Source organism: Halorubrum rutilum, assembly GCF_024494565.1.
On the sequence record NZ_JANHDN010000009.1, the window covers coordinates 13,311 to 25,062 of the forward strand.

At 70.2% G+C, this 11,752-nt stretch carries 12 protein-coding genes; 10 read left to right on the forward strand and 2 right to left on the reverse strand.

Annotation, left to right across the window (positions count from 1 at the left end; translation table 11 throughout):
* Positions 1-19: 19 nt before the first annotated feature.
* Positions 20-1,462 carry a nucleotide-binding protein gene (locus tag NO900_RS15995; protein WP_256410028.1) on the reverse strand — a complete coding sequence of 481 codons (1,443 nt, stop codon included), beginning with the start codon at positions 1,460-1,462 and terminating at the stop codon, positions 20-22.
* Between the two features lie 168 nt (positions 1,463-1,630).
* Here NO900_RS15995 and ahaH point away from each other — a divergent pair, with 168 nt between their 5' ends.
* The 10 genes from ahaH (at position 1,631) to NO900_RS16045 (ending at position 11,191) form a co-directional block, all read left to right on the forward strand.
* Positions 1,631-1,987, forward strand: a complete 357-nt coding sequence (ahaH, locus tag NO900_RS16000; protein ID WP_256410029.1) for an ATP synthase archaeal subunit H — start codon at positions 1,631-1,633, stop codon at positions 1,985-1,987.
* Between the two features lie 4 nt (positions 1,988-1,991).
* A complete protein-coding gene (locus NO900_RS16005) occupies positions 1,992-4,214 on the forward strand; it encodes a V-type ATP synthase subunit I (protein ID WP_256410062.1) in 2,223 nt (740 codons plus the stop codon).
* Positions 4,215-4,437: 223 nt separating this feature from the next.
* Positions 4,438-4,692 carry a hypothetical protein gene (locus tag NO900_RS16010; RefSeq protein ID WP_092565591.1) on the forward strand — a complete coding sequence of 85 codons (255 nt, stop codon included), beginning with the start codon at positions 4,438-4,440 and terminating at the stop codon, positions 4,690-4,692.
* A 21-nt stretch (positions 4,693-4,713) separates the two neighbouring features.
* The gene (locus NO900_RS16015; protein ID WP_256410030.1) at positions 4,714-5,292 is read left to right on the forward strand and encodes a V-type ATP synthase subunit E; all 579 of its coding nucleotides are present in this window, start codon (positions 4,714-4,716) and stop codon (positions 5,290-5,292) included.
* Positions 5,289-6,335: a V-type ATP synthase subunit C gene (locus NO900_RS16020; protein ID WP_256410031.1), complete on the forward strand. Its 1,047-nt coding sequence runs from the start codon at positions 5,289-5,291 to the stop codon at positions 6,333-6,335. Before NO900_RS16015 ends, NO900_RS16020 begins: the two co-directional genes overlap by 4 nt.
* Positions 6,332-6,661 (forward strand): V-type ATP synthase subunit F, encoded by a 330-nt coding sequence (locus NO900_RS16025; protein ID WP_092566743.1) that lies wholly within the window; start codon positions 6,332-6,334, stop codon positions 6,659-6,661. The genes NO900_RS16020 and NO900_RS16025 overlap by 4 nt, the downstream gene beginning before the upstream one ends.
* A 1-nt stretch (position 6,662) precedes the next feature.
* On the forward strand, positions 6,663-8,441 hold the full coding sequence (locus NO900_RS16030) for a V-type ATP synthase subunit A (protein ID WP_256410032.1): 1,779 nt from the start codon (positions 6,663-6,665) through the stop codon (positions 8,439-8,441).
* Between the two features lie 2 nt (positions 8,442-8,443).
* Positions 8,444-9,865 carry a V-type ATP synthase subunit B gene (locus NO900_RS16035; RefSeq protein WP_256410033.1) on the forward strand — a complete coding sequence of 474 codons (1,422 nt, stop codon included), beginning with the start codon at positions 8,444-8,446 and terminating at the stop codon, positions 9,863-9,865.
* Between the two features lie 129 nt (positions 9,866-9,994).
* Positions 9,995-10,699, forward strand: coding sequence for a V-type ATP synthase subunit D (locus tag NO900_RS16040; protein ID WP_256410034.1), 705 nt, complete (start codon positions 9,995-9,997; stop codon positions 10,697-10,699).
* 66 nt (positions 10,700-10,765) lie between these two features.
* Complete coding sequence (locus tag NO900_RS16045) at positions 10,766-11,191, forward strand: DUF6276 family protein (protein ID WP_256410035.1); 426 nt, start codon at positions 10,766-10,768, stop codon at positions 11,189-11,191.
* A 21-nt stretch (positions 11,192-11,212) separates the two neighbouring features.
* Here the strand turns inward: NO900_RS16045 and NO900_RS16050 are convergent, their stop codons facing one another.
* The gene (locus NO900_RS16050) at positions 11,213-11,575 is read right to left on the reverse strand and encodes a hypothetical protein (protein ID WP_256410036.1); all 363 of its coding nucleotides are present in this window, start codon (positions 11,573-11,575) and stop codon (positions 11,213-11,215) included.
* Positions 11,576-11,752: the final 177 nt, after the last annotated feature.

Here is an 11,752-nt window from a genome sequence, read left to right on the forward strand (position 1 = left end):
AACAACCGTCGGACGGACGTTATCGACCGAACAGCCGACTGAAGAAGCCGCCGCTCTCCGCCTCCTCGCCCTCGGACTCGTCGCCGCTCGCTGCCTCTCCCCCGCTCGCCGACTCGTCGCCACTCGCCGCCCCGTCGCCGCTCGCCGTCTCCTCGTCGCTTCCCGCTGTCCCCTCACCGCTCGCAGCGCCCCCGTTTCCGTCTCCGTCGCCCTCCGCGAGGACGGTGTTCATCGTCCCGGTGTCGTCGTCGCGGAACGGGACGCTCCCCGCGAGTTCGTCGTCGTCCGCCGGCGCGGCCTCCCCCGTCTCCCCCGGGGAGGACTCGTCGCCGGCGGCGTCCGAGTCGGTCGATTCCCCGCCGTCGGCCCCGTCGCCCTCGGACTCCGCGCCGTCGAACGCCCCCGCCTCGTCCGCCTCGTCCGCCTCGATCATCGCTTCGAGGTCGTCGCCGTCGACGCGCCCCTCGCCGACGGTCTCCGTCTCGCCGGGCGTCGCCGCGTCCCCCTCGGAGACGGGGTCCTCGTCGGCGACGATGATCTCCTCCTCGTCGCCCGGGTCGCTCAGCCCGCCGGACTCGGCGTCGGCGACGATGATGTCCTCGTCGCCCCCGGCGTCCCGGTCCCGCCGCGCCCGCTCCTCGTCGTTCGCGTCGCCGTCGCTCGCATCGTCGTCTCCCTCACCGTCGTCCGACTCGGCATCGTCCGCGTCGCCGCCGGAGTCACCGACGCCGTCGCCCTCGACCGCCGCGCCGGTCAGCGCCCGGGCGAGATCCCGGTAGGCCCGGGTCGCGGGCGCGTCCGGCGCGAACGTCGGGAGCGGGCGGTTCGCGGCCGCCGCCCGCACCACCGCGTCGTCCTCGGGGATCCGGCCGAGGACCGTCGCGTCGAGCACGTCGGCGACGTCGTCGGGTCCCCCGGCGCCCGTCCCGTCGGGGTCGGCGTCCGGGTCGACGCGGGTGATCGCGGCGCCGGCGACCGCGCCCCCGAGCCGCTCGGCGAGCTGCCGGGTCTTCTCGGTGTCGCCGAGGGCGCTCCGCTCGGCGGTCGAGACGAGGAGGGTCTCGTCGGCGACCGCGAGCGGGAGGCTGGAGTCGTGCGAGAGCCCCGCGCCGGCGTCGACGAACACGTAGTCGGCGTCGTCGAAGGCCGCGACGACGTCGGCGAGCCCGGCGGGGTCCGCCGACGCGTAGGCGTCGAGGTCGGTCGCGCCGGGGACGACGCGGAGCCCCTCGGGGCCCTCGTGGACCGCGTCCAGCGGCTCGGCCTGCCCCGCGAGCACGTTGTGGAGCGTCGTCTCGCCGGGCGTCACGCCCAGCGCGCCCGCGAGGTTCGCCATGCCGATGTCGGCGTCGATCGCGACGACGTCGGCGCCGGCGCCCGCCAGGACCGTCGCCGTCGCCGCGGTCGTGGTGGTCTTCCCGACCCCACCCTTCGCCGACGCGACCGCATACACCGTTGCCATACGGTGACGGTCCGGCGACTGGTACTTAAATGTGGGCGGCGGGCGCCTGACCGGAGAGCGCTCGGTGCCGGGGATCCCCCTCGGATTCCCGGCGAGATCACCGGCGACGCCCGCCAACTTTCGCAAACACCTTATACGTCGCTTGTAGAGTTTCAGGCGATTAGTAGCATGGCCAGACCAGAGGTGCTCGACCGGATCAAAGAGGCTGAACGGGAGGCGGACGAGATCATCGCGGAGGCGGAATCGGACGCCGACGAGCGCCTCGCCGAGGCTCGAGAGCGCGCGGAGGCGATCCGCGAGGAGGCCGAGGAGGAGGCGGAGTCCGAGGCCGAGGAACGGCTCGAAGCGGCCCGCGAGGAGATCGAGGAACGCCGCCAGGAGATCCTCGAAGCGGGCCGGTCCGACCGCGACGAGCTCGAACGCGAGGCCCGCGAGCGCGTGGACGCGGCCGTCGACTACGGGGTCGAACGGTTCGAGGAAGCGGTGAGACAACAGGCCGAGGAGGCGGTGGATGCTCAGGCCTGAGCGGATGAGCAAGGTGTCGGTGACGGGCTCGAAGCGCGTCATCGACGACGTCATCGAGGCGGCGTACGCCCACCACTCCCTGCACGTCACCGACTACGACGAGCGCTACGAGGGGTTCGCGCCCGGCGAGTCGCTCGACGGCGCCGAGGCGGTGAACGAGCGGCTCGTCACCGTCCGCTCGCTGGAGAGCGTCCTCGACGTCGAGGGCGACGAGGTCGACGCGGCCCGCGCCGTCGACGACGAGGCGCTCGAACGCGAGCTCGCCGACGTCCGCGAGCGCGTCAACGCGCTCAACGACCGACAGGACGAGCTCCGGGCCGAGATCCGCGACCGGGAGGAGGAGATCGACCGCATGGAGCCGTTCGCCGACCTCGGTATCGACCTCGACCTCCTGCGCGGCTACGACTCGCTGGAGGTCGTCGTCGGCGAGGCCAAGCCCGAGGCCGTCGAGGCGGCGCTCGCCGACGCCGAGGGGATCGAGGCCGCCGAGGTGTTCGCCGGGAGGGGCGTCGTGGCGGCCTTCGCGAGGCCCGCCGACGGCGCCGAGGCCGGCGTCCTACAGGAGTCGCTCATCGGCGTCGACATCGCGCTGCTGGAGGTGCCCGAGGCCGACGCCACCCCGAGCGAGTACGTCGCGGAGCTGGAGCGCGAGCGCGAGGGGCTCCGCGCCGACCTCGACGAGGTCGAGGCTGAGCTCGCGGCGGTGAGAGAGGAGGCGGCCGGCTTCCTGCTCCGCGCCGAGGAGCAGCTCACCATCGAGGCCGAGAAGAAGGAGGCGCCGCTCTCGTTCGCGACCACCGAGAACGCGTTCGTCGCCGAGGGGTGGATCCCCACGTCGGTCTACCCCGACTTCGAGGCGACCATCGCCGACGCCGTCGGCGACCACGCCGAGGTCGAGGAGCTCGAACGCGCCTCGTTCACGCCCGACGGCGACCACCACACCGAGGCGGTCGGCGGCGACTCCGGGGACGAGGGCGACGCCGCGGTCGCGACCGACGACGAGACCGACGCCGCGGACGCGACCGTCGAGAAGGCGGCCGCCACCGACGGCGGCCACGCGACCCACGGCGACGACGACCCGCCGGTCGTCCAGGACAACGGGGACGCGGCGGGCCCCTTCGAGCTGCTCGTCCAGGGGTTCGGGCGGCCGCAGTACACCGAGTTCGACCCGACGCTCCTCGTCTTCCTCACGTTCCCGCTGATGTTCGGGTTTATGATCGGCGACGTCGGCTACGGCGTCCTCTACGCCGGGATCGGCGCCTTCCTCTACAACAGGTACGAGGGGGCGTTCCGCGAGCTCGGCGCCGTCGCGATGTGGGCCGGCGGCTTCACGATCCTGTTCGGGATCTACTTCGGGATCGACGTGTTCGGCTACCACGCCTACCAGCTGTTCGGCCTTCACTGGCCTGTAGACGGGAAGGGCCTCTCGCCGGCGGACATCGACTGGGCGCTGTCGTTCCTCGTCGTGAGCGTGCTATTCGGGCTCGTCCACCTGAACGTGGGACACGCCCTCTCGTTCGTGAGCAACTACCAGCAGCACGACCTCAAGCACGCGCTGTACGAGGGCGGCTCGTGGCTGCTGATCCTCAACGGCGCGTGGGTCTGGATCTTCAGCCAGCACGTCCCCGGCCCGAAGCCCGACTTCCTCTTCGAGTCGTTCTCGATCCTCACCTTCGGGGCGGTGTCGTTCGGCGGCTTCCCGGTCGCGGTCGGCTACGCCGCCATCGCGGCCGTCCTCGCGGGGGTCGTCCTGCTCGCGATCGGTGAGCCCCCGGAGCTCGCGGAGGTGCTCTCGCCCATCGTCAACGTCATCTCGTACGCCCGGATCATGGCGGTGCTGCTCGCGAAGGGCGGGATGGCGCTCGCGGTGAACCTGCTCGCGTTCGGCGCGTACATCGACGGCGGCGGCGACGGGAGCTTCCACTTCATCTTCAGCGCCGACTACCTCGCCGAGGTGCGGAACACGGCCGACTACGAGCTCGTCTTCGCGGGGATGACGACCGCCTTCGACCCCGCCTCGATCGGGCTCGTCGGCGTCGTCGCGCTCGTCGCCGGCGTCGTCGTGGCCGTCGTCGGCCACGTCGTCGTCCTCCTGCTCGGCGTCACGTCCGCCGGCATCCAGGCGGTGCGCCTCGAATACGTGGAGTTCTTCGGGAACTTCTACGAGGGCGGCGGCGACAGCTACCTCCCGTTCGGCTACGACCGGGAGTACACCACCGAGGAGTAGGCGGTCCGGCGGCGACGTCCCGCCGGCCGTCCCGCTCGCTTCGGACCCGCGCTCGGCGCCCTCGGCCCGGCTCACACCGGCCGCCGTCCGCGGGTCCGCGCCCGCTTTAGCCGCGTTTCCGTCCCCGACTGCGGCCGCTCTATTCGGTCGTTTTGGGAAGCTTTATGACTACTGTGGCGGCAACTACCTACCGTTCGGAGACGAGCAACCGCAACTACTACCAATGCTTGAAGCTACCAACGCACTCGGGAACGCCGTACTGTCCACCGCCGGTGGAACGCTGACCAACCCTAGCGCCGCAGCCGCCCTCGCGGTCGGGCTCGCGGCCCTCGGCGCGGGATACGCGGAGCGCGGTATCGGTTCGGCCGCCGTCGGCGCGATGGCCGAAGACGACGATCTGTTCGTCAACGGGCTCATCCTGACGGTGCTTCCCGAGACGATCGTCATCCTCGCACTCGTCGTCGTCTTCATCGTCTGAGCGGCATCCCCTTTCCACACAATGAGTTTGGACACTGTCGTTGAGGACGTTCGAGACGAAGCCCGCGCGCGTGCAGAGGAGATCCGCGAAGCGGCGGAGTCCGAGGCGGACGAGATCGTCGCCGAGGCGGAGGCCGACGCCGAGCGCATCCGCGAGGAGCGGCTCGCCGAGGTCGACCGACAGATCGACCAGGAGCGCGAGCAGGCGCTCTCGTCGGCCAAACTCGAGGCCAAGCAGGAGCGGCTCGGGGCCCGGCGCGACGTCTTGGAGGACGTCCGCGACGACGTCGAGGCGGCGATCGCCGACCTCGACGACGACCGACGGCGCGAGCTGACCGAGACGCTGCTCGACGCGACCCTCGCGGAGTTCGACGACGACGAGGACGTCGCCGTCTACACCCGCGCCGAGGACGTCGAGCTGCTCGAGGAGCTCGTCGCCGACCGCAACGCGCAGGTCGACGGCGAGATCGACTGTCTCGGCGGCGTCGTCGCCGAGAGCGACACCTCTCGCGTTCGCGTGAACAACACGTTCGACTCGGTCCTGGAGTCGGTCTGGGACGACGAGTTGAAGAGCATCTCGGAGCGACTGTTCGACCAATGAGCGCCGCCGGGAGCTCGAACCCAGAGTACGTCGTCGCGCGGGTTCGTGCCCGCCGCGGCAGCCTCTACGGCGACGAGGAGTACCGCAAGCTGACCCGCATGACCCCGGCGGAGATCGCTCGGTTCATGGAGGAGTCGAGCTACGGCCGAGAGATCAACGCCCTCGGGAGCCGCCACGGCGGCGTGGACCTCATCGAGTACGCGCTGAACCGGAACCTCGCTCAGCAGTTCGAGGGGATCTTGGAGTGGAGCGAGGGGCGGCTGTACGACCAGATCGCCCGCTACCTCCGCAAGTTCGACGCGTGGAACGTGAAGACGGTCATCCGCGGCGTCTACACCGACGCGGACCAGTCCGACGTCGAGGTCGACCTGATCCGCGCCGGCGAGTTCGACGACCGGCGGATCCGCCGCCTGCTGGAGGCGGACTCGATCGACGCCGTCGTCGAGGCGTTGGAGGACACGATCTACGGGCCGCCGCTCCGCGAGGCGTACGCCGAGTACGAGGAGACGGACGTGCTGGTCCCCCTCGAAAACGCCGTCGACCGCGCGTTCTACGAGCGGCTCCTCTCCGGGCTCGGCGACGACGAGCCGACCCGGCAGTACGAGGCGTTCCTCAAGGCGGAGGTCGACTTCCGCAACGCGACGAACGCCCTCCGGCTCGCCCGGTCGGGCGCGGACGTCGACCCCGCGGCGTACTTCATCGAGGGCGGCGAGCTGTTCACCCGCGGGTCGCTCGCGCGGCTCGCGCGGAACCTCGACGAGCTCGTGGAGTACATCGCGGACAGCCAGTACGCCGACGAGCTCGGCCCGGCGCTGCGCGAACTCGAGGAGGCGGACAGCCTCATCGCGTTCGAGCACGCGACCGACCGAGCGCTGCTGGCGTACGGCGACCGGCTCGGGACGGTCCACCCGGTGTCGATCACCCCGGTCATCTCGTACATCCTCGCGAAGGAGCGCGAGGTGGAGAACATCCGGGCGATCGCCCGCGGGAAGGAGGCCGGGCTGTCGCCGGACGAGATCGAATCGGAGCTGGTGATAACATGAGCCAGGAGATCGCCGTCGTCGGCAGCCCCGAGTTCACCACCGGGTTCCGGCTCGCCGGCGTGCGGAAGTTCGAGAACGTCCCGGACGACGAGAAGGACGAACGCCTCGACGACGCCGTCGAACGGACCCTCGACGACGAGGACACCGGCATTATCGTGATGCACGACGACGACCTCGACCACCTCTCGCGGGGGACCCGCGAGGCGGTGGAGGGGAGCATCGAGCCCGTGCTCGTCACGCTCGGCGGCGACGGCGCCGGCAGCGGCGGGCTGCGCGACCAGATCAAACGAGCCATCGGGATCGACCTGATGGAGGAGGACGACTAACATGAGCAAAGCAGAATCCACGGAGACCACCACGGCCGAAAACGGTGTCATCCAGAGCGTGAGCGGTCCGGTCGTGAGCGCCCGCGACCTCGACGCCCGCATGAACGACGTCGTCTACGTCGGCGACGAAGGCCTCATGGGGGAAGTGATCGAGATCGAAGGCGACATCACGACCATTCAGGTGTACGAGGAGACCTCCGGGGTCGCCCCCGGCGAGCCCGTCGAGAACACGGGCGAGCCGCTGTCGGTCGACCTTGGTCCGGGCATGCTGGACGCCATCTACGACGGCGTCCAGCGTCCCCTGGACGTGCTGGAGGGCAAGATGGGCAGTCCGTACCTCGACCGCGGGGTCGACGCGCCCGGCATCGACCTCGAAGACGAGTGGGAGTTCGAGCCGACCGTCGAGGTCGGCGACGAGGTCGGCCGCGGCGACGTGGTCGGCGTCGTCGAGGAGACGGTCACCATCGACCACAAGGTGATGGTGCCGCCGGACGCCCTGGAGGAGGGCGAGACCACCGAGGTCACCGCCGTCGAGTCGGGCTCGTTCGACGTCACCGAGACGGTGGCCGAGCTCGCCGACGGGACGGACGTCTCGATGCACCAGGAGTGGCCCGTCCGCGAGGCGCGCCCCTCCGCGAACAAGAAGACCCCCCGGACGCCGCTGGTGTCCGGGCAGCGCATCCTCGACGGCCTGTTCCCCATCGCGAAGGGCGGGACGGCCGCGATCCCGGGCCCGTTCGGCTCCGGGAAGACGGTCACCCAGCACCAGCTCGCGAAGTACGCCGACGCGGACATCATCGTCTACGTCGGCTGCGGCGAGCGCGGCAACGAGATGACCGAGGTCATCGAGGACTTCCCCGAGCTGGAGGACCCGGCCAACGGCAACCCGCTGATGGCCCGCACCTCGCTCATCGCGAACACCTCGAACATGCCCGTCGCGGCGCGTGAATCCTGCATCTACACCGGGATCACGATCGCCGAGTACTACCGCGACATGGGGTACGACGTGGCGCTGATGGCCGACTCCACCTCGCGGTGGGCGGAGGCGATGCGCGAGATCTCCTCCCGGCTGGAGGAGATGCCCGGCGAGGAGGGGTACCCCGCGTACCTCGCCGCCCGGCTGGCGCAGTTCTACGAGCGCGCCGGCTACTTCGAGAACGTCAACGGGACGGAAGGGTCCGTCTCGGCGATCGGCGCGGTGTCGCCGCCCGGCGGCGACTTCTCCGAGCCGGTCACCCAGAACACGCTGCGCATCGTGAAGACGTTCTGGGCGCTCGACGCGGACTTGGCGGAGCGCCGCCACTTCCCGTCGATCAACTGGAACGAGTCGTACTCGCTGTACAAGGACCAGCTGGACCCATGGTTCGAAGCGGAGGTCGCCGACGACTGGGCCGAGAAGCGCCAGTGGGCGGTCGACGTGCTCGACGAGGAGACCGAACTGCAGGAGATCGTCCAGCTCGTCGGGAAGGACGCCCTGCCCGACGACCAGCAGCTCACCCTGGAGGTCGCCCGCTACCTGCGCGAGGCGTACCTCCAGCAGAACGCGTTCCACCCGGTGGACACCTACTGTCCGCCGGAGAAGACGTACCTCATGCTGACGACGATCGAGACGTTCAGCGACGAGGCGTTCAGGGCGCTCGACGCCGGCGTCCCCGTCGAGGAGATCGTCGACACCGAGGCCGCCCCCCGGATCAACCGGATCGGCGTCCAGGAGGAGTACGAGGAGTACGTCGAGGAGCTCAAGGCGGACATCACCGAGGAACTCCGGAGCCTCTACTGACCATGAAAGAGTATCAGACCATCACCGAGATCAGCGGCCCCCTCGTGTACGCCGAGGTCGACGAGGCGATCGGCTACGACGAGATCGTCGAGATCGAGACGGCACAGGGGGAGACGCTGCGCGGACAGGTGCTCGAATCCTCGGAGGGCGTCGTCGCCATCCAAGTGTTCGAGGGCACGAGCGGTATCGACCAGAACGCGTCCGTCCGCTTCCTGGGCGAGACGATGAAGATGCCCGTCACCGAGGACCTCCTCGGGCGGGTGCTCGACGGCTCCGGCCGCCCGATCGACGACGGCCCGGAGATCGTCCCCGAGGAGCGCCAGGACATCGTCGGCGCGGCGATCAACCCGTACTCCCGGGAGTACCCCGAGGAGTTCATCGAGACGGGCGTCTCCGCGATCGACGGGATGAACACCCTGGTCCGCGGCCAGAAGCTCCCGATCTTCTCCAGCTCCGGCCAGCCGCACAGCGAGCTGGCGATGCAGATCGCCCGACAGGCGAGCGTGCCGGAAGAGGAGGAGGGCGACGACGAGGAGAGCTCCGAGTTCGCCGTCATCTTCGGCGCGATGGGGATCACCCAGGAGGAGGCCAACGAGTTCATGGAGGACTTCGAGCGCACCGGCGCCTTGGAGCGCTCGGTCGTCTTCATGAACCTCGCGGACGACCCCGCCGTCGAGCGGACGGTCACGCCGCGGATGGTGCTCACCACGGCCGAGTACCTCGCCTTCGAGAAGGATTACCACGTCCTCGTCATCCTGACGGACATGACCAACTACTGCGAGGCGCTCCGCGAGATCGGGGCGGCCCGCGAGGAGGTCCCGGGTCGCCGGGGCTACCCCGGGTACATGTACACCGACCTGGCGCAGCTGTACGAGCGCGCCGGGCGGATCCAGGGCCGCGAGGGGTCGGTGACGCAGATCCCGATCCTCACGATGCCGGGCGACGACGACACCCACCCGATCCCGGACCTGACCGGGTACATCACGGAGGGGCAGATCTACGTCGACCCCGACCTCAACAGCCAGGGCCTGCAGCCCCCGATCAACGTCCTCCCCAGCCTGTCGCGGCTGATGGACGACGGGATCGGCGAGGGGCTCACCCGCGCCGACCACGCCGACGTGAAAGACCAGATGTTCGCGGCGTACGCGGAGGGCGAGGACCTGCGCGACCTCGTGAACATCGTCGGCCGCGAGGCGCTCTCCGAGCTGGACAACAAGTACCTCGACTTCGCGGACGCCTTCGAGTCGGAGTTCGTCGACCAGGGCTTCGACACGAACCGCGACATCGAGGAGACGCTCTCGATCGGCTGGGACCTGCTCTCGATGCTCCCGAAGGACGCCCTCAACCGGATCGACGAGGAGTTCATCGAGGAGCACTACCGCGAGGAGGACTCCGAGCGCAAGGTCGTCGAAGCGGCCGACTGACGCGGCGTTTCTCCACTTTTCGCTCCCCGGCTAGCGGCCCGCGTCGACGTCGGCGGGAGCCGACCGCGCGCGGGCACGCGGCGACTGAAAAGAATTAACCGCCTCGGAGCGGAACGATTCCCCAATACGATGGCCAAGGACGTCAAACCGACGCGGAAGAACCTGATGGCGATCGAGGACCGCATCGAGCTCTCCGAGCGCGGTCACGACACGCTCGAACAGAAGCGTGACGGGCTCATCATGGAGTTCATGGACATCCTCGATCAGGCGCAGGACGTCCGGTCGGAGGTCTCGGAGAACTACGAGACGGCCCAGCGCAAGATCGACATGGCCCGGGCGATGGAGGGCGACGTCGCCGTCCGCGGCGCGGCCGCGGCGCTGAAAGAGCACCCCGAGATCACGACCCAGTCGAAGAACATCATGGGCGTCGTGGTCCCGCAGATCGAGTCCTCGAAGGTGAAGAAGAGCCTCGACGAGCGCGGCTACGGGCTGCTCGGCTCCTCCGCCCGCATCGACGAGGCGGCCGACGGCTACGAGGAGCTGTTGGAGAAGATCATCCTCGCGGCCGAGGTCGAGACGGCGATGAAGAAGATGCTCACGGAGATCGAGACGACCAAGCGCCGCGTGAACGCCCTGGAGTTCACGCTCCTCCCGAACCTCTACGAGAACCAGGAGTACATCGAACAGAAGCTGGAGGAGCAGGAGCGCGAGGAGATCTTCCGCATGAAGAAGATCAAGGCGAAGAAGGAGGAAGAGGAGAAAGAGGAGGAGGAAGAGGCGGCCGCCGCCGAGGCCGCCGCGGCCGAGACCGAGGAGCCGGAGCCCGCGGACTGACGGCTCTCCTCGGACCGCGCCGTTCCGCGCTCGCCCACCGACCCCGCGTCTCATCCATCGCTTCTCATGTCCTGTCCCCGCTGTGGCGCCGACCTCGTCGCCTTCGCCGTGCCGCCCGCGCTCCGCGAGCGCGCGCCGGCCGCGACGGCGGCGATCTGCACCCGCTGTCTGCGGACGTTCGCGGCCGACGGGAGCGGCGAGGCGGTCGCCGCCGACGTCGACGCGGACGCCCCCGATCCCGACGCTTCGCCCGCCGACCTCGACTTCTCCGCCGTCGACCCCGCGTTCCCCGACGGCGAGGCGGGCGCGGCGCTCGCGCTGCTCTGCGGCGAGCTGGAGTCGTTCGCGCTCAACCGCGCCTCGATCGAGGCGCTCGCCGAGCACGCGGAGCGGTCGGGGGCCGACGTCTTCGCGTTCCTGGAGCGGCTCGACGCCCCGGACGCCGCGTTCGACCTCGACCGGCGGCGGGCGGCGCTGCTCGACGCGCTGTGAGCGCCCGTCGGCGGGAGCGCCTCAGGAGTCGTCGAGGTCGACGCCCGGCGGGTCGTCCCACTCGTCCTCCTCGTCCGTCTCGTCGTCCGCCTCGGTGCCGGCCGGGCCGAGCGACCGCTCGCCGCGCCGCCGCTCGTGGACGGCGAGGCCGGCCTTGCGCGCGTCGCTCCCGCCGGCGTAGGGGTCCTCGGAGGGGTCGTACGATTGCTCCTCGCGCTCGAAGAGGTACGCGAAGAGGCCGAACAGCGGGACGGCGAAGGCGATGAGCGCCCACTTCCGTCGGTCCATCCCGCGTTTCGGCGCGTCGACGTAGACGTACGCCGCGAAGCCGACGAGCCACGCGAGCGGGACGCCGACGAGGATGGCGACGACGAGCGGTTGCATACCCCCGCTTCGGGCTCGTCGTCTTAAGTGCACGGGTGGGGTTCGGGTGAGGCGCGGTCGCGCGGCGGTCGCGGGGGCGTCGGTCTGGCGCCCGCGTCCGCGCTCGCGAGGCCGGCGCTCGGAGGCCGGCGCTCCGCCCGGCCGAAGGACACTATCCGGTGGAGCCCGTACCGATCC

Bases quoted from the DNA above. Each gene is read 5' to 3' on its own strand.
- NO900_RS16035 (WP_256410033.1), top strand. From the start codon at position 8,444: ATGAAAGAGTATCAGACCATCACCGAGATCAGCGGCCCCCTCGTGTAC.
- NO900_RS16030 (WP_256410032.1), top strand. From the start codon at position 6,663: ATGAGCAAAGCAGAATCCACGGAGACCACCACGGCCGAAAACGGTGTC.
- NO900_RS16045 (WP_256410035.1), top strand. From the start codon at position 10,766: ATGTCCTGTCCCCGCTGTGGCGCCGACCTCGTCGCCTTCGCCGTGCCG.
- NO900_RS16005 (WP_256410062.1), top strand. From the start codon at position 1,992: ATGAGCAAGGTGTCGGTGACGGGCTCGAAGCGCGTCATCGACGACGTC.
- NO900_RS16010 (WP_092565591.1), top strand. From the start codon at position 4,438: ATGCTTGAAGCTACCAACGCACTCGGGAACGCCGTACTGTCCACCGCC.
- NO900_RS16050 (WP_256410036.1), bottom strand. From the start codon at position 11,575: ATGCAACCGCTCGTCGTCGCCATCCTCGTCGGCGTCCCGCTCGCGTGG.
- NO900_RS16040 (WP_256410034.1), top strand. From the start codon at position 9,995: ATGGCCAAGGACGTCAAACCGACGCGGAAGAACCTGATGGCGATCGAG.
- NO900_RS16025 (WP_092566743.1), top strand. From the start codon at position 6,332: ATGAGCCAGGAGATCGCCGTCGTCGGCAGCCCCGAGTTCACCACCGGG.
- ahaH (WP_256410029.1), top strand. From the start codon at position 1,631: ATGGCCAGACCAGAGGTGCTCGACCGGATCAAAGAGGCTGAACGGGAG.
- NO900_RS16015 (WP_256410030.1), top strand. From the start codon at position 4,714: ATGAGTTTGGACACTGTCGTTGAGGACGTTCGAGACGAAGCCCGCGCG.
- NO900_RS15995 (WP_256410028.1), bottom strand. From the start codon at position 1,462: ATGGCAACGGTGTATGCGGTCGCGTCGGCGAAGGGTGGGGTCGGGAAG.
- NO900_RS16020 (WP_256410031.1), top strand. From the start codon at position 5,289: ATGAGCGCCGCCGGGAGCTCGAACCCAGAGTACGTCGTCGCGCGGGTT.